The organism is Nocardioides sp. (genome assembly GCF_050699375.1).
Lineage (GTDB): Bacteria > Actinomycetota > Actinomycetes > Propionibacteriales > Nocardioidaceae > Nocardioides.
In genome coordinates, this window is record NZ_JBOHDN010000162.1 from 1 (window position 1) to 20629 (window position 20629).

General features: G+C 69.7%; 17 protein-coding genes and 1 riboswitch. Of the genes, 10 read left to right on the forward strand and 7 right to left on the reverse strand.

The window, feature by feature from the left end; all coding sequences use genetic code 11:
* The first annotated feature begins 306 nt into the window (after nucleotides 1–306).
* Nucleotides 307–444, forward strand: a riboswitch (SAM riboswitch).
* 11 nt (nucleotides 445–455) lie between these two features.
* Together thrC and ACRDPS_RS12380 are read left to right on the forward strand one after the other, a co-directional pair.
* Nucleotides 456–1727 carry a threonine synthase gene (gene thrC, locus ACRDPS_RS12375; protein ID WP_431501939.1) on the forward strand — a complete coding sequence of 424 codons (1272 nt, stop codon included), beginning with the start codon at nucleotides 456–458 and terminating at the stop codon, nucleotides 1725–1727.
* Between the two features lie 157 nt (nucleotides 1728–1884).
* On the forward strand, nucleotides 1885–2793 hold the full coding sequence (locus tag ACRDPS_RS12380; protein WP_431501940.1) for an SGNH/GDSL hydrolase family protein: 909 nt from the start codon (nucleotides 1885–1887) through the stop codon (nucleotides 2791–2793).
* 50 nt (nucleotides 2794–2843) lie between these two features.
* Here the strand turns inward: ACRDPS_RS12380 and ACRDPS_RS12385 are convergent, their stop codons facing one another.
* From ACRDPS_RS12385 to ACRDPS_RS12415, 7 genes are all read right to left on the reverse strand, one after another.
* Nucleotides 2844–4094, reverse strand: coding sequence for a type II toxin-antitoxin system HipA family toxin (locus ACRDPS_RS12385; RefSeq protein ID WP_431501941.1), 1251 nt, complete (start codon nucleotides 4092–4094; stop codon nucleotides 2844–2846).
* Nucleotides 4087–4335 carry a helix-turn-helix transcriptional regulator gene (locus ACRDPS_RS12390; protein WP_431501942.1) on the reverse strand — a complete coding sequence of 83 codons (249 nt, stop codon included), beginning with the start codon at nucleotides 4333–4335 and terminating at the stop codon, nucleotides 4087–4089. Before ACRDPS_RS12390 ends, ACRDPS_RS12385 begins: the two co-directional genes overlap by 8 nt.
* Nucleotides 4336–4436: 101 nt before the next feature.
* Nucleotides 4437–6005, reverse strand: coding sequence for an AMP-binding protein (locus ACRDPS_RS12395; RefSeq protein WP_431501943.1), 1569 nt, complete (start codon nucleotides 6003–6005; stop codon nucleotides 4437–4439).
* Nucleotides 6006–6129: 124 nt separating this feature from the next.
* Nucleotides 6130–7698, reverse strand: coding sequence for an AMP-binding protein (locus ACRDPS_RS12400; protein WP_431501944.1), 1569 nt, complete (start codon nucleotides 7696–7698; stop codon nucleotides 6130–6132).
* A 34-nt stretch (nucleotides 7699–7732) separates the two neighbouring features.
* Complete coding sequence (locus ACRDPS_RS12405; RefSeq protein ID WP_431501945.1) at nucleotides 7733–8980, reverse strand: RNA polymerase sigma factor; 1248 nt, start codon at nucleotides 8978–8980, stop codon at nucleotides 7733–7735.
* A gap of 13 nt (nucleotides 8981–8993) precedes the next feature.
* Nucleotides 8994–9347, reverse strand: a complete 354-nt coding sequence (locus ACRDPS_RS12410) for a YciI family protein (protein ID WP_431501946.1) — start codon at nucleotides 9345–9347, stop codon at nucleotides 8994–8996.
* On the reverse strand, nucleotides 9344–9706 hold the full coding sequence (locus ACRDPS_RS12415) for a YciI family protein (RefSeq protein WP_431501947.1): 363 nt from the start codon (nucleotides 9704–9706) through the stop codon (nucleotides 9344–9346). Before ACRDPS_RS12415 ends, ACRDPS_RS12410 begins: the two co-directional genes overlap by 4 nt.
* Nucleotides 9707–9917: 211 nt before the next feature.
* On the opposite strand from ACRDPS_RS12415, the gene ACRDPS_RS12420 reads away from it, so the two are divergent.
* The 8 genes from ACRDPS_RS12420 to ACRDPS_RS12455 all read left to right on the forward strand — a co-directional run.
* Complete coding sequence (locus ACRDPS_RS12420) at nucleotides 9918–13766, forward strand: Pls/PosA family non-ribosomal peptide synthetase (RefSeq protein WP_431501948.1); 3849 nt, start codon at nucleotides 9918–9920, stop codon at nucleotides 13764–13766.
* Between the two features lies 1 nt (nucleotide 13767).
* Nucleotides 13768–15102, forward strand: a complete 1335-nt coding sequence (locus ACRDPS_RS12425; protein ID WP_431501949.1) for a M1 family metallopeptidase — start codon at nucleotides 13768–13770, stop codon at nucleotides 15100–15102.
* 27 nt (nucleotides 15103–15129) lie between these two features.
* Complete coding sequence (locus tag ACRDPS_RS12430) at nucleotides 15130–15666, forward strand: N-acetyltransferase family protein (RefSeq protein WP_431501950.1); 537 nt, start codon at nucleotides 15130–15132, stop codon at nucleotides 15664–15666.
* A 214-nt stretch (nucleotides 15667–15880) separates the two neighbouring features.
* Nucleotides 15881–17515, forward strand: a complete 1635-nt coding sequence (gene groL, locus ACRDPS_RS12435) for a chaperonin GroEL (RefSeq protein WP_431501951.1) — start codon at nucleotides 15881–15883, stop codon at nucleotides 17513–17515.
* Between the two features lie 393 nt (nucleotides 17516–17908).
* Complete coding sequence (locus ACRDPS_RS12440; RefSeq protein WP_431501952.1) at nucleotides 17909–18796, forward strand: alpha/beta hydrolase family protein; 888 nt, start codon at nucleotides 17909–17911, stop codon at nucleotides 18794–18796.
* A gap of 275 nt (nucleotides 18797–19071) precedes the next feature.
* Nucleotides 19072–19659: a hypothetical protein gene (locus tag ACRDPS_RS12445; protein ID WP_431501953.1), complete on the forward strand. Its 588-nt coding sequence runs from the start codon at nucleotides 19072–19074 to the stop codon at nucleotides 19657–19659.
* Between the two features lie 4 nt (nucleotides 19660–19663).
* Nucleotides 19664–20239, forward strand: coding sequence for a nucleotidyltransferase family protein (locus ACRDPS_RS12450; protein WP_431501954.1), 576 nt, complete (start codon nucleotides 19664–19666; stop codon nucleotides 20237–20239).
* Between the two features lie 71 nt (nucleotides 20240–20310).
* Nucleotides 20311–20629, forward strand: a 319-nt coding sequence (locus ACRDPS_RS12455) for an AAA family ATPase (protein ID WP_431501955.1), incomplete at its 3' end; no start/stop codon positions are given.

Consider the following 20629-nt stretch of genomic DNA (forward strand, 5'->3'; position numbering starts at 1 on the left):
CTCGACGAGGTCCCCGACGAGGTGAAGCAGGCGCTGAAGATCAACCTGGTCAGCGACGTACGAGATGTCGTACGCGGTGCCCTCGCTCCGGCCGAGGCGAGTGCCGAGCCGATCGCCGAGGTCGGCCCCGCGCACGCCGCCTGAGGGGTAACACGTCGTTCGTAGGACTATCCGGTCGTTCTGAACGACCGGATAGTCCTTGTAACAGCGTGTTACACCTCTAGTGCCGTCCGATATGCGGACATGTGGTCCACGAAGTGGAACCCTGGTGTGTTTGACACAGGATGCCTGTCGTACGATCGCTACTGCTCATCGAGAGGGACTGAGGGAACGGCCCAGTGAAGTCCCGGCAACCGCCACGAGCCTCCTCCCACCTGTGGGCGGGTCGTGGAAACGGTGCTAATTCCGGCCCGGCGCGAGAGACGTGATCGGGGAAGATGAGGAGGAGGTTTCTCATGAGCGCTGCAACCGAGGAGAAGAACGGCCTGCGCGAGGGTGCGTTCGGGAATGCGTCGGCGCTGTCGTGCCGCGAGTGCGGTCACCAGATCGAGCTCGGGCCGCACTACGCCTGTCCGGAGTGTTTCGGGCCACTCGAGGTGGCCTATGACTTCCCGGCCGTGACCCGCGAGGAGATCGAGGCCGGACCCCGCAACATCTGGCGATACAAGGCGCTGCTGCCGGTGCCCGACGACATCGAGCAGAGCCCCAACACCGAGCCCGGCTTCACCCGGCTCCTGGACGCCAAGAACCTCGCCAAGGAGCTCGGCGTCGAGAAGCTCTGGGTGAAGGACGACTCCACCAACCCGACCAACTCCTTCAAGGACCGCGTGGTGGCCTGTGCGTTGAGCGCGGCCCGCGAGCTCGACGCCAAGGTCTTCGCCTGCCCGAGCACCGGCAACCTGGCCAACGCGGTCGCCGCGGCCGGAGCACGGGCCGGGATCCCGACCGCGGTCTTCATCCCGAGCAACCTCGAGCAGCCCAAGCAGGTCAACTCCGCGGTCTTCACCGACAACCTGATCGCCGTCGACGGCAACTACGACGACGTCAACAAGCTCGCTCAGGAGATCGCCGCGGAGGAGGACGGCTGGGCGTTCGTGAACGTCAACGTACGTCCCTTCTATGCCGAGGGCTCCAAGACCCTCGGCTACGAGATCGCCGAGCAGCTCGGCTGGCGCCTGCCCGAGCAGATCGTCATCCCGGTGGCCTCCGGATCCCAGCTGACCAAGGTCGACAAGGCCTTCAAGGAGCTGATCAAGCTCGGTCTGGTCGAGGAGAAGCCCTACCGGATCTTCGGCGCCCAGGCCACCGGCTGCAACCCGGTTGCGACCGCGTTCAAGGCCGGCGTCGACGCCATCCGCCCGGTCAAGCCGGACACCATCGCCAAGTCCCTGGCCATCGGCAACCCGGCCGACGGCATCTACGTCCTCGACGCCACCCGCTCCTCCGGCGGCGCCGTCGAGGAGGTCACCGACGAGGAGATCCGTACGGCGATCGTGCTCCTCGCGCGCACCGAGGGCATCTTCACCGAGACCGCCGGCGGCACCACCCTCGCGGTCACCAAGAAGCTCGTCGACACCGGGCTCCTCGACCCGAGCCTGGAGACCGTGATCATCAACACCGGCCACGGCCTCAAGACCCTCGACGCGGTCAGCGGCATCGTCGGCCCCCGCGCCACCATCGCTCCGAACTACGACGCCTTCGAGGAAGCCGGGCTGTCCCGGACGTAGGACTGTCCCTTCGTCAAGGTATGCAGACGAAGGCTCACATCCCTAGCGGAGCTCCGCGCGGGATGTGAGCCTCTACCTGCATACCTTGCGAAAGACTCAGGTCGTCGCCTTGGCGAAGGAACCTCGCGTTCACCCTCGTGCGCTACAGATACCGAATGTGAGCAGCGCGAAGACGAGTGAAGAGGCCAGGTGGCTCGGCGTGGTCGCCGCCACCGCCGGGGTAGCCGGCGCGATCGGTGTGGTGGGAGCGGCCGCGGGAGCCGGCTTCGCGACCTTGCTGAAGAGACAGGCCGCGCATGCGCGCGATGTGATCGGCAAGCCCCTCGGCGAGGAGGCGATCGATGCCGACAAGGTCTACAAGAAGACCTATCCAGGTACGCCGGTCGAGCTGCTCGTCCTCGGCGACTCGATCGCCGCCGGGCTGGGTGCGGAGACCAAGGGCGGCACCCTCGGCGCCCGGCTGGCCAAGGGCACGGCCAAGGCACTGCAGCGACCGGTGCGGCTGTGTACGGCGGCGGTGGTCGGGGCCGAGACCTCGATGGTCCCGGCGCAGCTCGAGTCGCTGCCGGCGGGTTACCGGCCCGACGTCGCGGTCGTGATCGTGGGCGGCAACGACGTTACCCACCGGGTGCCCCAGAAGGACTCCGCCCGCGTGCTGGGGGAGGTCATCGACGCGTTGCACGAGCGCGGCGCCGAGGTGGTCGTCGGGACCTGCCCGGACGTGGGCGCGCTGCGACCTCTTCCACAGCCGCTGCGCTCGCTGGGCAGACGGATCGCCAAGCAGTTCGCCGATGCCCAGCGCGAGACCGCGCTCGCCAAGCGTGCCTACGTCGTCTCCCTCTCCGAGGTCGTCGGACCGTTCTTCATCACCAACCCCGACGAGATGTTCGCCATCGACCGCTTCCACCCCAGCGCGATGGGCTACAAGCGCACCGCCAAGGCGATGCTGCCCTCCGTCCTCGCCGCCCTAGGACACGTGGAGCACGTCCCCTTCGGCCACCACCTCCCCGACCCCGCCGAGTCGGCGCGTCCTGACACAGATACCGGTCGAGTCGGCTCGTCGTAACGAGCCGACTCGGCGAGCCGTCTCGTCAGTTCGGGCCGTCTGGGGCCGATCTATCCCAGGTCCCCGGCCAGCGCGCCGTCGATGCGCTTCCCGACCAGGTCCCAGGCATCGACGCTGACGCCAGGGTGGACGGAGCGGTCGATGGCGCTGAAGGCTTCCGCGATTTGGGAAAGAGTGCCGTTCACGACGCGGATGGCGCGCCGCTCCGGTAGCCCCCACGAGCGGGCCTCCGCGACCACGTCGTCGATGGTGACCTGGTCGACGAGGAACTTTCCGTTGACGTCCATCGCGAACCGCCGGTTGTCGCGGCGGTGATGCAGGTGCATCGAGATGTCGTACGCCGGGCTCAACGTCACGCTCCCGTCGGCGTGACGGATGAAGGAGATGTTCTTCGCGTGCATGTCGGTGTTGCCGACGAGGTGGGAGAGCGTGACAAGACGGAGCAGGTCGTCGGGGTTGCCGCCGTCTTCCTTGAGCACATCTGCTCCATGACGAAGGGTCGGGAACTTCGAGCCCCATTGGAACTTGCGGTTGGGGTCGGAGGTGTTGAGTCCGATCGCCTGGGCGAGATCTTCCTGGTGGATTCGCGGATTCTCGCCGGAGTCACGGTCGTATCGGGAGATCGCGATGGCGCGTAGGTCCTTGTACTCCAGGATCTCGGTTTCGACTGTGGTGAGCCCGACTCGGCGCGCAAGTTCCAGGCTCGCTGCTTCGGTGTCGATGACGTCGGCGATCCCGGACTCCGGAGGCATCCCGCGCTTGATGATCCAGGTCGACGGCGCTCCGGCCTTGCAGGCCTGCCAGGTCTCACCGATCCGATGGAGAGCGATCTTGGGCACCATTCCGGGCAGGCTGCTTGACTCCGCGGTGACTCCGAACTGGTCGGAAGGTGAGTGCTCGTCGGCGTGGCGGATCCGATGAGCGACCTCGTCCGAGCCAAGAGGCTCGTAGTGGCCGGAGGTGGTGGGGTCGGCGGTTCCCTCGGGAACGAAGATCGCCGCGCCAGGCGTATCCCGACCATAGGAGCGGATGAGCGCGAAGGTGTCGTCCGGGCTCACTCCGGCGCTCATCGCATGGTTGGTTCGTGCGTTGCCTTCCGGGAGCAGGCCGTCGAGGTAGGCCTTGACCAGCGCCGGGACAGGTCGTACGCCGATGGTCAGTTTCGCCGACAGGATCCGGACCTGGGCGGCCCAGCGGTCCTGGGCCTCGGTGGTCCAGGACAAGGACAGCCGTCCATTCGGCTCCTCGGTGATCGTGGCGATCCGGGTTCCGTATACCCAGACGTCGAGCGGGTCACGCATCGGGACCGCTCCCCGGGATCTCCGCATGGAACTCGATACGGCCGCCGAGTTCGCGGATCACCTCGAAGACCCGCGATGCGTAGAGGTTGGGGTTGCCGGACTCGATCCCCACCACGTATTGCCGCGAGATCCCGAGTGTCTCGGCGAGCTCTTCCTGGGTCAGGCCGCGCGCTGTGCGCACCTCGGCCAGCGCCCGTCCTAGTGCCTGGGGTGATCGTGCTATCGCCGTGTAGTGAGCCACATCTTCTCCCGATGTCAGGTTATCCTTACACCTTACAAGTGTCAGAATATCAGGACAATGTCAGGATGTTCGGATATCCTGACATTGGCATGGCGCGGCGGCTACTCGCTCGTGGCACCGTCCTCGTCCGGGCGCTTGCTGCCACCGCTGAGCAGGTCTGCGGTCAGGCCGGTGGCGGCGCGGTAGTCCACGGTCCCCGCAGGCGTACGCGGCACCGACTCGACCAGCAGGACGAGCTTGGGCTCGTGCGACTCCCCGAGTACGTCCCGAGCGTGTTTGCGCAGGTCGGCGGCGGTCGTCTGGGCGGCGGACGCCAGCCGGACGAGTGCCGCGGCCTGCTGGCCCCAGCGCGGGTGCGGCATGCCGAAGACGGCGGCGTCGACGACGTCGTCATGGGCGAGGAGCACGCCCTCGATGGTCTCGGGGTGGATCTCGAGGTCCCCTGTCCGGACCACGGTGGCGGCCCGGCCGAGCACCGTGACCGAGCCGTCCTCCTCGCGACGGGCGAGGTCGCCGGGGAAGGTCCAGCGCCGCTTGTCGATCAGCTTGATCGCGGCAGCCGAGCGGGCGTTGTCCTTGTAGTAGCCCAGCGCCGCCGGACCCGAGCGCGCCAGCAGCCCCTCGACGCCAGGAGCCGCCGGAGTGCGGTCGGCGGTGAAGACCTCCACTTCAGGACCGACCATGAACCGGGACTCCCCGGGCGCGATGGTCGAGCCGTCATCGGCACGGGACCCGGTGACACCGGTCTCCAGAGTGCCGTAGGAGTCGACGATGACCCGGCGGGCGAACGCGTTGCGCAAAACCGACAGCACAGCCTCGGAGAGCGGTGCGGCGGTGTTGGAGACGCCCGCGAGCGCGCGCAGCGGCCAGCGCTTCTTGCCGACCAGCCGCGCCGCCGCCACCGGTCGCGCCTGGGCGTCGCCGAGCAGCGTGATCGCGGTGGCGCCGGCCTTCTCGGCGAGGTCGAGGAAGGCCTCGGCGGAGAACGCCGGCGACGTGTCGAGCACCGCGGTGCCGCCGGCGACGATGGCACGCAGGAGCAGCAGCTGGCTCTGCCCGTGCAGCAGCGGCCCGCCGGCGAGCAGGACGACGCCCGACTCACGAGCGGCCGCCTCGGCGGCGAGCCCGGCGACCGACGGGATCGGCGCGTTGCGCCGGACCGTGTTCAGGGCGGCCCAGACCAGGTCCTCCTGGCGCCAGACCGCGCCCTTGGGGGTGCCCGTGGTGCCGGTGGTGAAGATGATGTGCCAGTCGCCCGGCGTACGTTCGACCGCGGGTCGCTCCTTGGCGGCGGCGGCGACCTTCGCGTCGTAGTCGGCACCCAGGACGATCCGGTGCTGCAGCTCGAGCCCCAGCTCGTCGAGGTCGCCGGTGAACTCCGGCGAGACGATGGCCGCGACGCAGTCGGCGGCGGCGTACGTCCTGGCCAGCTCCTCGCGCCGGTAGCCATGGTTGATGTTGACCGGGATCGTGCGGGCCTTGAGGCACCCGAAGAGGGCATCGACCCACTCGATCCGGTTGGTCGCGTGGATCGCGACCTGGGCGCCCGGCTCGAGGCCGACGCTGAGCAGATGGTTGGCGAGGCGCGTGGCGCGCTCGTCGACCTCGGCGTAGGTATAGGCGTGCTCGGTGGTGAGGACGGCCGTGCGGTCTGGGATCGCATCGGCCATTGCCTCGAGGATGTCGGGCAATGTCAGGGGGATCACGGCGGACACAGAGACGATGTGCCTTCCAGCTGGTAGGGCCAGGGGTAGGGCCGTACGGCACCGAACCGTACGTCGGATCACCCGGTCGTCACGTACGCGCCTCGAGCAGCTCGGCAGCGACCGTAGCGCTGGCACGATAGTCCACCTTGCTCACGGGTGTCCTGGGGACTCGCTCCACGAGAAGGATGTCCTTGGGCACCTTGTAGGCCGAGATCAGGCTTCGGCAGTGCTCCCTGAGCGCGTCCGTCGAGGTCGTGGCGCCGTCGCGGAGCTGCACGAGAGCGGTGACCTGCTGGCCCCACCGCTCGTTCGGAGTGCCGACGACCGCCGTGTCGAAGACGTCCTCGTGACGCAGCAGCACCGCCTCGACCTCCTCCGGGAAGACCTTCTCCCCGCCGGTGTTGATGCAGCCCGAGCCTCGGCCCAGAACGGTGATCGAGCCGTCCTCCTCGCGGCGCGCGAAGTCACCCGGGAGCGACCAGCGCTGCCCGTCGATCTCCTTGAACGTCGCCGCGGTCTTCACCGGGTCGTTGTAGTAGCCCAGCGGGATCGGGCCGGTGCGGGCGAGCATCCCGGTCTCACCCGGCGCGCACGGCTCGAGGTCGAGGTCGAAGACCTGGACGTCCATCCCGACCTGGAACTTCGGGGCCGCCTGCGCGCCGTCCTTGCCCTCGTCGACCCGCATGCCCGTCGCCCCGGACTCCGAGGCGCCGTAGGTGTCGAGGATGTAGCGGCCCGGCAGCGCCTCCTGGAGCTGGGCGCGAACCCCGGCCGAGAGCGGCGCGGCGCCGTTGGAGACCGCGAACAGGCTGCTCAGGTCCCAGCGACCTGGCTCACGGAGGATCGCGTCGGCCACCGGGCGGCCCATCGCGTCGCCGAGGAAGGTGAGCGAGTTGACCCCAGCGGCATCGACCAGGTCCAGGATCGTCTCGGCCGACCAGGCCGGCTCCGTGTAGAGCGAGACCGCGCACCCGGCGACGTGGCCGTTGCCCATGATCCATTGGCTGCCTCCGTGCATCATCGGGCCGCAGGCCAGCAGCACCATCGGCGTCTCCTGGGCGGCCGCCTCCTCGGCGAGCTGCTCGACCGTGTCGAAGGGTGCTCCGAACCGGCTCGCGTTCATCGCGGCGCGGATGATGTCCTCCTGGCGCCACACGACGCCCTTCGGCATGCCCGTGGTCCCGCCGGTATAGATGACGTAGTGGTCATCGGGGCTGCGCCCGACGTCGGGGCGTTCCTTGGAGGCGGCGGCGACCGCGGCGTCGTACGCCTCGCCCAGCACCAGCGTCGGGATCCTCAGGCCGAGGTCGGCGACCGTCTCGACGTGCTCGGGCCCGATGATCGCGGCGACCGCGTCGGAGTTTCGGTAGAGGTGCTCCAGCTCGTCGTGGAGGTACTTGTGGTTGATGTTGATCGGCACCGCCCGCGCCTTCATGCACCCGTAGAACGCATCGACCCACTCGATCCGGTTGCGGGAGTGGACGGCGACATGGTCACCGGGCTTGATGCCCTGCCCGATGAGGTGGTTGGCCAGCCGGCTGGCACGCTCGTCGATCTCGGCATAGCTGTAGGCGTGCTCCATCGTGAACACGGCGGTGCGGTCGGGGATGGCGTCGGCCATCGCCTCGAGGATGTCCGGAAGAGTGATCGGGGTCACGTGGTCGAGTGTGCCTACTAGAACGTGTTCTCGTCTACCGGTTGATGTTCAAATCCTTCCGGACGTACGCAGCGGCTGCCCGTCGCCGGGCGAGCTCGGCGCGCTCCGGTCCGTGCGCGCAGAGCGCGATGGCCTCGTCGAAGGCCTCGACCGCGTCGACGCGTCGCCCGGCCCGTTCCAGCAGCTGCGCACGTACGGCAGGCAGCCGGTGTCCCGGGAGCGCGACCGACTCCAGCGCCTCGAGCCCGGCCTCGGGTCCTCTGGCCTCGGCCACCGCGACGGCTCGGTTCAGATGTACGACCGGGGTGTCGTGCAGCGCGAGCAGCTCGTCATAGCGCTCGACGATGCGGCCCCAGGAGGTCGCCTCGGAGCTGGGCGCGACGGCGTGCTCTGCCGCGATCAGGGCCTGGAGGAGATAGCGGGCGGGGGCACCGTGGGCGAGTGGGGTGAGGATCGCGAGGGCCTCGGTGATCTCGTCGAGCTTCCAGCGGGCGCGGTCCTGGTCGGGAAGCAGGACGAGTCCGTCGTCCGGCCCGATCCGCGCCGCCCGGCGGGAGTGCTGCAGGAGCATCAGGGCGAGGAGCGCATCGACCTCAGGGTCGGGCTCGGGGAGCACCGCCCGCAGCACGCGGACCAGCCGGATCGCCTCGCCGGCCAGATCGGTGCGTACGACGTCGGGGCCAGTGCCGGGCGCGTAGCCCGCCGTGAACGCGAGGTAGGCGACCTCGGCGACGATGCCTATCCGGTCGGCGAGGTCCGTGACGTCGGACGGCACCTCGAAGGACGCCCCGGCCAGCCGCTTCCGCGCCCGGGTGAGCCGCGCCGCCATCGTCGCCTTCGACTGCAGGAAGAGCCGCCCGATGTCCTCGGTGGAGACACCGAGGACCAGCCGGAGAGTGAGGGCCGCGGCAGCCTCGCGGGACAGCGTCGGGTGGGCGCAGAGGAGCACCAGCCGCAGCCGCTCGTCGGTGACCCCATCGCCCTCGAGAGGCACGCTGGCCATCACCCGCTGCGCGTCCTGGGTCAGAGCCGCGTCCACCGCGAGCAGCGGCATCTTGCGAGCCAGCACCTCCTCCGAGCGCATCCGGTCCACGATCCGGCGCCGCGCGGTGGTGAGCAGCCAGGCCGGTCCGTTCTCCGGCTCGCCGTCGACCGGCCAGCGCCGGGAGGCCGCCTCGAACGCGTCAGCCAGGCCGTCCTCGGCAAGGTCGAGACGCCGGAACTGCGCGACGAGCAGGGCCAGCAACCGGCCCCACTCCTCGCGCAGCAGCGTCTCCAGCATCGCCCGGCCGGTGCTAGTCCGCCGAGCGGATCTCGATCGCCGACTCGACCGTCGCTAGCAGCTTGCAGCACTCGACCAGGTCGTCGCGGTCGTCGGACTCCACGACGTACAGCCCGGCCAGGTGCTCGGCCGACTCGGTGTACGGGCCGTCGGTGATGCCCGACTCACGCACGGTCACCGCCGTCGACGGAACGGCGAGCGCGGCGCCGTACCCCCTCAGGTTGGTGTGGCCGCGTTCGTCGAGCAGGGCTGCGAACTTCTCGTGCACAGCGAACAGGGCGTCCCTCTCCTCCTCCGTCTTGGCCTGCCACTCGGCCTCCACGTTCGGGATGAGCAGGTAGTAGCGGGTCTTCTGCGCCCCGGTCACGACATCTCCTCGTTCTCGACGATCTCGCGGATCTCGAGCGCCGTCTCGAGCTCGGTGAGCACCTTGCAGCACTCGAGCATGTCCTCGACGTCGTCGGTCTCCACGATGTAGAAGCCGGTGACGTGCTCGACCGTCTCGGCGTAGGGACCGTCGGTGATGGCGATCCCGTCACTCGTCTTGCGCAGCGTCTTCGCCTTGCTGGAGTGGTGCAGCTCGGCACCCCCCGTGACCTTGTGCCCGCGATCGGCGAGCAGCTTGGCGAACTTGCTGTGCACCTCGTAGCCGGCTGCCTTCTCCTCAGGCGTCGACTCGGCCCAGAAGGCCTCGTTCGTCGGCAGCAGCACCATGTATCTGGTCATCGTGATCCCTTTCGTCCGCTCGGATTGAGTCTGTCACCGGGGATGACGGGTGGGACAGGAACAAATCGACAACGAGAAAGAACGAAGATGTACGTCGTCCGTTCAACTCTCCCCGGAAGGCTCTGCGCGTGAGCGAGCGTCAGCGAGTGAACCATCCAAGCTTCGCGCGGCCGCTTCCGTATCATGGCGCCTGCGCTACGGAGGTGGTCGCGTGACCGACCCTCTGCTGCGAGGCGACCTCGCGCCCGAGCCCCGGACCCTCGTCGACATCTTCCGGGCCACCGTGGCCCAGGTGCCCGACGAGCCGGCCGTCGACGCGGGCAACGGCCTGCTGACGTACGCCGAGCTCGAGGAGGCCGCCGACGACCTGGCCGCCGAGCTCAACGCCGCCGGGATCGGGTCGGGGGACAAGGTCGGGCTGCGGATCGCGAGCGGCACCACCGACCTGTACGTCGCGATCCTCGGCATCCTCTGCGCGGGCGCCGCCTACGTGCCCGTCGATGCCGACGATCCGGAGGAGCGGGCACGGATGGTCTTCGGCGAGGCGCAGGTCGCCGCCGTCGTCGGCAACGACCTGCGGATCTCCGTGCTCCGCGACGGTGAGATGCGTGAGCCCGAGGAGCCGGCGAACACCGACGACGCGTGGGTGATCTTCACCTCCGGATCGACCGGTACGCCCAAGGGCGTCGCCGTCACCCATCGCAACGCCGCCGCGTTCGTCGATGCCGAGTCGCGCCTCTTCCTCCAGGACGCGCCGATCGGGGTCGGGGACCGGGTGATGGCCGGTCTCTCGGTCGCCTTCGACGCCAGCTGTGAGGAGATCTGGCTCGCCTGGCGCTACGGCGCGTGCCTGGTGCCGGCGCCACGGGCGCTGGTGCGCTCCGGGGTCGACGTCGGGCCGTGGCTGGTCGCCAACCAGATCACCATCGTCTCGACGGTGCCCACGCTCGTCGCGCTCTGGCCGGCGTCGTCGCTGGACAAGGTGAGGCTGCTGATCACCGGCGGTGAGGCGATCCCGCCCGAGCTCGCCGCCAGGCTCGTCACCGACGAGCGTGAGGTCTGGAACACCTACGGCCCGACCGAGGCGACGGTGGTGGCCTGTGGTGCCCGGCTGACCACCGAGGGCCCCGTACGCATCGGGCTACCTCTCGACGGCTGGGACCTCGCCGTCGTCGACCCGTCGACTGGAGCCCCGGTCGCAGCGGGCGAGACCGGTGAGCTGATCATCGGCGGCGTCGGCCTGGCCCGCTATCTGGACCCCGCCAAGGACGCCGAGAAGTACGCCCCCATGCCCACCCTCGGTTGGGAACGCGCCTACCGCTCGGGCGACCTCGTCGTGAACGACCCCGAAGGACTCCTCTTCGGTGGACGGGCCGACGACCAGATCAAGCTCGGTGGCCGGCGTATCGAGCTCGGCGAGATCGACAGCGCGCTCCTGCAGCTCCCGGGTGTCGTCGGTGCCGCGGCCGCCGTACGGGGGAGCGCCGCGGGCAACAGCCTGCTGGTCGGCTACGTCACCGTCGAGGAAGGCTTCGACCAGGCGGTCGCGGTCGCCCAGCTGCGAGCCGAGATGCCGGCAGCCCTGGTGCCGCGGCTGGCGGTGGTCGAGAGCCTCCCGACGCGGACGAGCGGGAAGGTCGACCGCGACGCCCTCCCCTGGCCGCTCACCGCCGGCTCGGGAGCGGGGGAGGACCTCAGCGACACCGAGGCCTGGCTGGCCGGTCTCTGGAACGACATCCTCGGCGCCGAGGTCACCGGGGGCGCGGTGGACTTCTTCGACCTCGGCGGCGGCAGCCTGACCGCCGCCCAGATGGTGAGCCGGATCCGGGAGCGCTTCCCGGACGTCGCGCTCGGCGACATCTACGACCGGCCGAGCCTGGGTGCCCTGGCGGCGTACGTCGACGAGATGGGAAGCTCCGCGGCCGTCTCCGAGCGCGAGGTCCCGGCCGTCCGGGTCAAGACGCAGGTCATCCAGGTCATCGCGACGATCCTGCTGCGCTGCCTGGCGGCGCCGCGGTGGCTGACGTGGCTCGCGCTCGGCACGACCCTCGCGCAGCCGTGGGCCGGCTGGCTGCCGTCGCTGAGCTGGTGGGCGCTGGTGCCCGCGATCGCGCTGTTCCTGACCCCGCCCGGCCGGATGCTGCTCGCCGCGGGCGCGGCGAGGCTGATCCTGCGCGGCGTACGTCCTGGTGAGCATCCGCGCGGCGGCTCGGTGCACCTGCGGCTCTGGCTGGCGACCCACGCCGTCGACGAGCTCGGCGCGCACGGTCTCGCCGGGGCTCCGTGGATGCTCTGGTACGCCCGCCTGCTCGGGGTGCGGATGGGCAGGAACGTCGACCTGCACAGTCTTCCGCCGGTCACCGGCATGCTCGCCCTCGGCAAGGGCTGCTCGATCGAGCAGGAGGTCGACCTCTCCGGCCACTGGATCGAGGGCGACGTGCTCCATCTGGGTGAGGTCGAGGTGGGCGCGCGAGCCCGCGTCGGGGCGCGCTCGACGCTGCTGCCCGGCGCCAAGGTCGGCGACGACGCCGAGGTCGCGCCCGGGTCGGCCGTCTTCGGGCAGGTGCCGGCCGGCGAGTTCTGGTCCGGGTCGCCGGCCGCCCGCGCCGCCCGGGAGGCTCGCGGACCGTGGCAGCCGCCCCAGGCGCGGGCGAAGCTGTGGATGCTCCTCTATGGCATCGCGGCCGCCGTCCTCGCGCTGCTGCCCGCGGTGGCGATCGGGGTCGGTGTGCTCGTCGACGTCGCGCTGGCGGGCGTGCCCACCTCCTACGCCGCCGTGGGGCCGCTGCTCGCCTGGAGCCCGGTCGCGGTGACCGCCGGGTTCCTCACGCTGGCCGCGCTGATCTGGGCGGTGGTGCGGCTCGCCGGCATGGCGGTCGCCCCCGGCGTACATCCCGTACGCAGCCTGCCCGGCGTCGCCGTCTGGTCGACGATGCAGGTGCTCGACGAGGCCCGCACCTGGCTCTTCCCGCTCTACTCCTCGACGCTGACGCCGCTGTGGCTGCGGGCGCTGGGCGCGAGGATCGGCAAGCACGTCGAGGCGTCGACCGTGCTGATGATCCCTCGCCTGACCCAGGTCAACGACCAGGCGTTCCTGGCCGACGACACCCTGATCGGCGGCTACGAGCTCGGCGGTGGCTGGCTGCGCGTGGAGCGGGTCAAGATCGGCAAGCGCGCGTTCGTCGGCAACTCGGGGATGGCGGCGCCCGGACGCAAGGTGCCGAAGGCGTCGCTCGTGGCAGTGCTGAGTGCGGCCCCTCGCCGCAAGCGGGCTCAGAAGGGCGAGAGCTGGCTCGGCTCGCCGCCGGCGCCGCTGCGGCGAGCGGCGGGCGAGACCGACTCCGGACGTACCTATGACCCACCGGCAAGGCTCAAGATCGCCCGGGCGCTCGTCGAGCTCGCCCGGGTGGTGCCGCAGACGCTCGCGGCGCTGCTCTACGCCGGCGCCGGCTACGTGCTCGTCCGGGTGTGGGAGGCCACCGACATCCTCGTCGCGCTCCTGGTCGCCGGACCGGTGCTCGCGGTCGCCGGAGCGGTCGCGGCCGGCCTCACGGTCGCGGCGAAGTGGCTGCTCGTGGGCAGGATCCGGGCGGGGTCGCATCCGCTGTGGAGCTGGTTCGTGTGGGCCAACGAGCTCGCCGACACGTTCGTCGAGGTGCTCGCGGCGCCCTGGTTCACCGGTGCGGTCTCGGGCACGCCGGTGCTCAACCTCTGGTTCCGTGCACTGGGCGCGAAGATCGGCCGCGGCGTGTGGATCGAGACCCACTGGCTCCCGGAGACGGACCTGGTCGAGCTCGGCGACGGCGCCACGGTCAACGCCGGGACCGTCGTACAGACCCATCTGTTCCACGACCGTGTCCTGGCGCTCGACGAGGTCACCTTCAAGCGGGGTGCCACGCTCGGGCCCAACTCGGTGATCCTGCCCGCCGCCGCCATCGGCAGGCATGCCGTGGTCGGCCCGGTCTCGCTGGTGATGCGCGGCGAGAGCCTGCCGGACAAGACCCTGTGGATCGGCAACCCGATCGGTCCGTGGGACCGGGCCGGTGAGGTCACCCTCTAACATGACCGCCGTGCCGAACCTCCCCGATGCCGACCCCTATCTTCCCGGTCATGGGGATCCGTCGTGGAGCGCGACCCACTACGACCTCGAGCTGACCTACGACCTCGTCGGCAACCGGCTCTCGGGCGCCGCCACCATCCGCGCGGTCGCCGTCGAGGATCTCAGCCGAGTCGTCCTCGACATCGCCCACCTGCGGGTGCAGAAGGTCGCCGTCGACGGTCGTCAGCCCGCCAAGTGGGCCCATCGGGGCCACCGTCTGGTGCTGAGCCTGCGGTCGCCGATCACGGCCGGGGACGAGTTCGTGATCACGGTCAGATATGCCGGCAAGCCTCGACCGTTGGTGGTGCCGCATCATGGCGACGCCGGCTGGGAGGAGCTCACCGACGGCGTCATCGTCGCGGGTCAGCCACACGGCGCGCCGACCTGGTTCCCGTGCAACGACCGGCCCTCCGACAAGGCGCCGTACGCGATCAGCGTGACCACCGCGCCCGGTTATACGGTCGTCTCCAACGGGGAGCTGACCTCCCGCGTGCGCCGTGGCAGCGGTGAGACCTGGCGCTACTGGCAGGCCGAGCCGATGGCGACCTATCTCGCGACCGTGCAGATCGGGCGCTACCAGGTCGTCGACATCGAGCCGGCCGAGGGGCCGGGTGGTCAGGTGCCGATCCGGGCCGCCTACCCGGTCGAGCAGGCTGCCGGGTTCGAGGCGTCCTTCGGGCGGCAACGGGAGATGCTGGCGTACTTCGCCTCCGTCTTCGGGCCCTACCCGTTCGCCTCCTACTCCGTGGTGGTCGCCGACGACGAGCTCGAGATCCCGCTCGAGTCGCAGTCGCTGTCGACCTTCGGACGCAACCACCTCACCGGCGAGTGGTCGGAGGTACGCCTCGTCGCCCACGAGCTCGCCCATCAGTGGTTCGGCAACGCGGTGACGGTGAGCGAGTGGCGTGACATCTGGTTGCACGAGGGCTTCGCCTGCTACAGCGAGTGGCTGTGGTCGGACGCCTCCGGCGGCCGTCCGTGCGGGGACCACGCCCGCCACCACCACCGCCGGCTGGACGCGCTGCCGCAGGACCTGGTGCTCGCCGACCCAGGGGCCGAGGACATGTTCGACGACCGCGTCTACAAGCGCGGCGCGCTCACCCTGCACGCGCTGCGGCGTACGGTCGGCGACGAGGCGTTCTTCGAGATCCTGCGCACCTGGGTGGCTCGCTTCGGTGGGTCCTCGGTCACCACCGCCGACTTCGAGGCGCTCGCGGTCAAGGTCTGCGGCCGCGACCTCGACCCGCTCTTCGACGCGTGGCTGCGGCGGCCGGCACTCCCGGACCTGCCTGCCTGATCGGGTGCTCTGCAGTACTTTGGGCCCGTGCCCGAGCTGACCTTCCGTGACGCGACCCTCTCCGACGTCGAGGCCCTGGTCGGGCTGATCGAGTCCGCCTACCGCGGGGACGACTCCCGGGCGGGCTGGACCACGGAGGCCGATCTGCTCGCCGGCCAGCGCACCGACCCCGAGGGCGTACGCGAGGTGATCCTCGCCCCGGGCTCCCGGATGCTGATCGCCCAGCCCGCGACGGACCCGTCCGGAGAGATCCTGTGCTGCTGCCAGCTGCAGAAGCGGGAGACGTACGCCTACTTCGGCATGTTCTCGGTGTCGCCGAGGCAGCAGGGTGGTGGCGTCGGCAAGGCCGTCATGGCCGAGGCCGAGCGGATCGCGCGCGAGGAGTGGGGCGCGGGGGAGATCCGGATGACCGTGATCCGCCAGCGCGAGGACCTGATCGCGTTCTACGAGCGGCGGGGATTTCGGCGTACGGGAGTCTTCGAGCCGTTCCCGTACGGCGACGAGCGCTTCGGCGTCCCGCTGCGCGACGACCTGGAGTTCGCCGAGCTGGTGAAGCCCCTCTGAGGGCGCGGGGCGGCCTGAGATTTCTTGCACTCTCAGGGGTCGAGTGCTAAACATGGGGCTGGCACTCTTACCATGAGAGTGACAACAACCGGACCGGTGACGTTGAGGCGCACCAAAGCCACGTGAAGGGTTCGTGGTGGAGTGGCGTCGTCCGTCGCGGGCAGCCCATCGGACCGGATCCAACGAACTTCCCAAGCGAAGGATCGCAGGAGCAATGCCGAAGCTTATTGCTTTCAACGAGGAGGCCCGCCGGGGTCTGGAGAAGGGTCTCAACACCCTCGCAGACGCCGTCAAGGTCACCCTCGGCCCCAAGGGCCGCAACGTCGTTCTCGAGAAGAAGTGGGGCGCCCCCACGATCACCAACGATGGTGTCTCCATCGCCAAGGAGATCGAGCTCGAGGACCCGTACGAGAAGATCGGTGCCGAGCTGGTCAAGGAGGTCGCGAAGAAGACCGACGACGTCGCCGGTGACGGTACGACGACCGCGACCGTTCTGGCACAGGCGCTCGTCCGCGAGGGCCTGCGCAACGTCGCCGCGGGTGCCAACCCGGCCGGCCTGAAGCGCGGCATCGAGGCGGCCGTCGACGCCGTCACCGAGCAGCTGCTCGCCCAGGCCAAGGACATCGAGACCAAGGAGCAGATCGCTGCTACCGCCTCGATCTCGGCCGCCGACAACACCGTCGGCGAGATCATCGCCGAGGCGATGGACAAGGTCGGCAAGGAAGGCGTCATCACGGTCGAGGAGTCGAACACCTTCGGGCTCGACCTCGAGCTGACCGAGGGTATGCGCTTCGACAAGGGCTACATCTCGGCCTACTTCGTGACCGACCCGGAGCGTATGGAGACCGTCCTCGACGACCCGTACATCCTGATCGTCAACTCGAAGATCTCCAGCGTCAAGGACCTGATCCCGGTTCTGGAGAAGGTCATGCAGACCGGCAAGCCGCTGGTCATCCTGTCCGAGGACGTCGACGGCGAGGCTCTCTCGACGCTGGTCGTCAACAAGATCAAGGGCACCTTCAAGTCCGTCGCCGTCAAGGCTCCGGGCTTCGGTGACCGCCGCAAGGCCATGCTGCAGGACATCGCGATCCTCACCGGTGGTCAGGTCATCTCCGAGGAGGTCGGCCTCTCCCTGGAGACCGCCGGCATCGAGCTGCTCGGCCAGGCCCGCAAGGTCGTCATCACCAAGGACGAGACCACCATCGTCGAGGGTTCGGGCGACCAGGGTCAGATCGAGGGTCGGGTCAACCAGATCCGCGCCGAGATCGAGAAGTCGGACTCCGACTACGACCGCGAGAAGCTCCAGGAGCGCCTCGCCAAGCTGGCCGGCGGCGTGGCCGTCATCAAGGTCGGCGCGGCCACCGAGGTCGAGCTCAAGGAGCGCAAGCACCGCATCGAGGACGCCGTTCGCAACGCGAAGGCTGCCGTCGAGGAGGGCATCCTGCCCGGTGGTGGCGTCGCGCTGATCCAGGCTGCCGTGTCCGCGTTCGAGAAGCTCGAGCTCGACGGCGACGAGGCCACTGGCGCCTCGATCGTCAAGGCCGCCATCTCGGCTCCGCTGAAGCAGATCGCCATCAACGCCGGCCTCGAGGGCGGCGTCGTTGCGGAGAAGGTCGCCGGTCTTCCGATCGGCCACGGCCTCAACGCGGCCACCGGTGAGTACGTCGACCTGCTCCAGGCCGGCATCATCGACCCCGCCAAGGTGACCCGCTCCGCGCTGCAGAACGCTGCGTCGATCGCTGCGCTGTTCCTCACCACCGAGGCCGTCGTGGCCGACAAGCCGGAGAAGGCCGCCGCTGGTGGCGACCCGACCGGTGGCATGGGCGACATGGGCGGCATGGGCTTCTGAGTCCGTCCCGCTAGAGCGCAATCAGGTGCCCCCGCCGGTAGGCGGGGGCACCTGACGTTTCTGAAGCCGAGGTAGTCCCAGACGTTCTGGCCCGTTACTTTCGGGTAGAGGGGCTCGAACGTCTGGGACTACCCGCCCCTCGCGTCGCCTACCGAACGCGTCGTGGTCAGGCGAAGCACCTGCCTCTCGACGTTACAGACCTGCGGTCGCGGACGGCGGGCTACGCTCGACGACATGGGCCTGAAGGCGGCGTCAGCGCTGGCGGTTTCGGCCGCCCTTCTCGCCGGATGTGGCGGTGGGCCGGCGGCCGCGCCTCCGTCCCGAACAGCGGCCCCAACGGCATCGGCCACGTCGGCCGCACCGTCCCCGAGCCCGTCGGAGACGCTGCCGCCGGTGACCGACAAGACCTCGCTCGCGCAGCTGATGCGCGAGGACTTCCCGGGTGGCCGGGTGAAGGTGCTGCGGGAGTCGGGGAGCACGGACGCCTACCGCCGCTTCGAGGTCAGCTACCCGAGCGGCCCGCTGACGATCACGGGCGTGCTCTTCCGGCCGCGTGGCCAGGGGCCGTTTCCCGGGGTCGTCTTCGCTCACGGACACATCGACCCCGACATCTACGTCACCGGCCAAGGGCTGCGGCGGGAGCAGGACCGGCTGGCGCGGGAGGGCTATGTCGTCCTGCACACCGACTACCGCGGACATGCCGGTTCCTCGGTCCCCAAGAGCTGGCAGGGTCCGGAGGGCACCGAGGAGGACGAGAGCCGCCTCGGCTACACCCGCGACACCATCAACGCCGTCCAGGCGATGAAGCGACTTCCGTACGTCGACACTGACCGCACCGCCCTGCTCGGCCGCTCCATGGGTGGGGGAGTGGTGATGAACGTCCTTGTCGCCCAGCCGGACCTGGTGCGGGCCGGGGTGACGTACGCATCGGTCTCCTCCGACATCGTCGACAACATCAACAGGTGGGCGGTCCCGTCGCGGCCGGGCGAGGTGGCCAGGCTCTACCGGCAATATGGCGATCCCGAGACGGAGCCGGAGTTCTGGGAGGGGCTGTCGGCGCGGACGTACTTCGACCGCATCGAGGTCCCGCTGCAGATGCACCACGGCACCAACGACGAGTCCTGCCCGATCAGATGGGCCTACACGACCCGGGACCTGCTGGAGAGTGCGGGCGTACGTCAGCGGCTGTGGGTCTATGAGGGGGAGCGGCACGCCTTCGGACCGCAGTGGGACCTCTCCATCCGGCGGGTCGCCGGGTTCCTCGACCGCCACCTGGCATGACCTGATCAGGTGATCCGGAAGTGGCCCACAGGTCCCTCTGATTTGAGGACTTTCGACACTGTCTCGACAACAGGACGGTAACGCAACATGGGTGCTCCACACACAGTGGCCGACTGCGGGGAAGCGTCTGGACCTGGGGGGCTTTGCAGCCCAATGATGTCCGGGTGAGGTTCTGCAGCGGCGGGCGGGGTCAGGGCTCACGAAGCCAGGGCCCCGCCTGCGTGTGTGTCAGGAGGTTGCACGGATGACGCACACCGATGGGGCATGATGTTGGCATGAGCGTCGACGTCGGATCGAAGACCGAGAGGGAGCCGCCGCGGTCCCCGTGGCGCTGGATCGCGGCCGTCGTCGCCGCGCTGGTCGTCCTGGTCGCCATCGTCGCCTCCTTCGGCCTGCTCGGGTCCGACGACCAGGCCGACGACCCGAAGGCCACGCCACCCTCGCCGACCGCGACGGTCACCGAGACCGCCCCGGTGCCGTCGGAGTCCGCCCCCGCCCAGGGAGGCGGCGCGACCGAGCTGACGGTCGTCGCGGACGCGGCCCGCTGCATCCCGCCGACCTCGAAGTGGCTCGCGCAGAACGCCGCGCTGGCCTTCGAGGGCACCGTGGTCTCGGCAGAGACGACATCCGCGGGTGGCGAAGCCGTGCTGAAGGTGAAGACCTGGATGTACGCCGACGGCTTCGGTGGCACCGACACCGTCCGGGTCACCCTGCCCAAGCCGAGCACGATCCCGATGCCCGAGTTCGAGAAGGACAAGACCTACCTCGTCGCCGCCAAGGGCGATGGCAAGGTCATCGGCTGCGGCTACAGCGACCTCAAGGGCGCGAAGCTGCAGAAGATGTACACCAACGCCTTCAAGTGATGCGGTGCTCGACCAGGAGGGCCCCGTGATCGTGGGGCTGCTGCTGGCCGCCGGCGCGGGCCGCCGGATGGGCCTGCCGAAGGCGCTCGTCGACGACTGGCTGGTCCGGTCGATCGAGGTGCTGCGTACGGGCGGGTGCGACGACGTGCTCGTCGTGCTCGGCGCCGCCGCCGACGAGGCGCGGGCGCTGCTCCCGGTCGGGCAGGAGGTCGTCGTCGCCGGGGACTGGGACGAGGGTATGGGCGCCTCGCTCCGGGTCGGTCTCGGAGCGCTCGGGCCGGGCGTCGAGGCGGCCGTCGTCCATCTGGTCGACCTGCCGGACGTGGGGGCTGACGTCGTCTCTCGGGTGGTCTCGACAAGCTCGACCGCCGGATCGACCGCCGGATCGGCGGACGTGTTGGCGCGGGCGGCGTACGCGGGTGTCCCCGGGCATCCGGTGTTCATCGGACGCGACCACTGGGCCGGGGTCATCGAGGCGGCGGTGGGGGACCGCGGAGCCCGCGGCTACCTGAAGACCCACGACGTACGCCTGGTGGAGTGCGGCGACCTGGCGGACGGGAACGACGTCGACCGACGCTGAACGAAAATTCGTTCGCCCTCGTCAGGGGTTGTCCAACCCTGAGCCAACGCTTCGCGTTCTAGGCTCAGGACATGGACCTGACGCCCCGGGAGATCGCTGACCGCCTGGCGGCGACCGGATACCTGGCCGACCCGGAGCTGGCGACGGTGACGTTCCTCGGGCTGAAGATGCAGCGGCCGCTGCTGCTCGAGGGTGAGCCCGGGACCGGAAAGACCGCACTCGCGGAGGCCGTCGCGGAGGCCCTCGACCTGCCGCTGGTGAGACTGCAGTGCTACGAGGGGATCGACGCCACCCAGGCGCTCTACGACTGGGACTTCGCGCGCCAGATCCTGCACCTGCGCGCCCTCGAGGCGGCCGGCGCCGTATCCGACGGTCGCTCCGCGCCGGGCG

Bases quoted from the DNA above. Each gene is read 5' to 3' on its own strand.
- ACRDPS_RS12395 (WP_431501943.1), bottom strand. From the start codon at position 6,005: ATGGCCGATGCGATCCCAGACCGCACGGCCGTCCTCACCACCGAGCAC.
- ACRDPS_RS12385 (WP_431501941.1), bottom strand. From the start codon at position 4,094: ATGCGTGACCCGCTCGACGTCTGGGTATACGGAACCCGGATCGCCACG.
- ACRDPS_RS12425 (WP_431501949.1), top strand. From the start codon at position 13,768: ATGACCGCCGTGCCGAACCTCCCCGATGCCGACCCCTATCTTCCCGGT.
- ACRDPS_RS12405 (WP_431501945.1), bottom strand. From the start codon at position 8,980: ATGCTGGAGACGCTGCTGCGCGAGGAGTGGGGCCGGTTGCTGGCCCTG.
- ACRDPS_RS12445 (WP_431501953.1), top strand. From the start codon at position 19,072: ATGAGCGTCGACGTCGGATCGAAGACCGAGAGGGAGCCGCCGCGGTCC.
- thrC (WP_431501939.1), top strand. From the start codon at position 456: ATGAGCGCTGCAACCGAGGAGAAGAACGGCCTGCGCGAGGGTGCGTTC.
- ACRDPS_RS12415 (WP_431501947.1), bottom strand. From the start codon at position 9,706: ATGACCAGATACATGGTGCTGCTGCCGACGAACGAGGCCTTCTGGGCC.
- groL (WP_431501951.1), top strand. From the start codon at position 15,881: ATGCCGAAGCTTATTGCTTTCAACGAGGAGGCCCGCCGGGGTCTGGAG.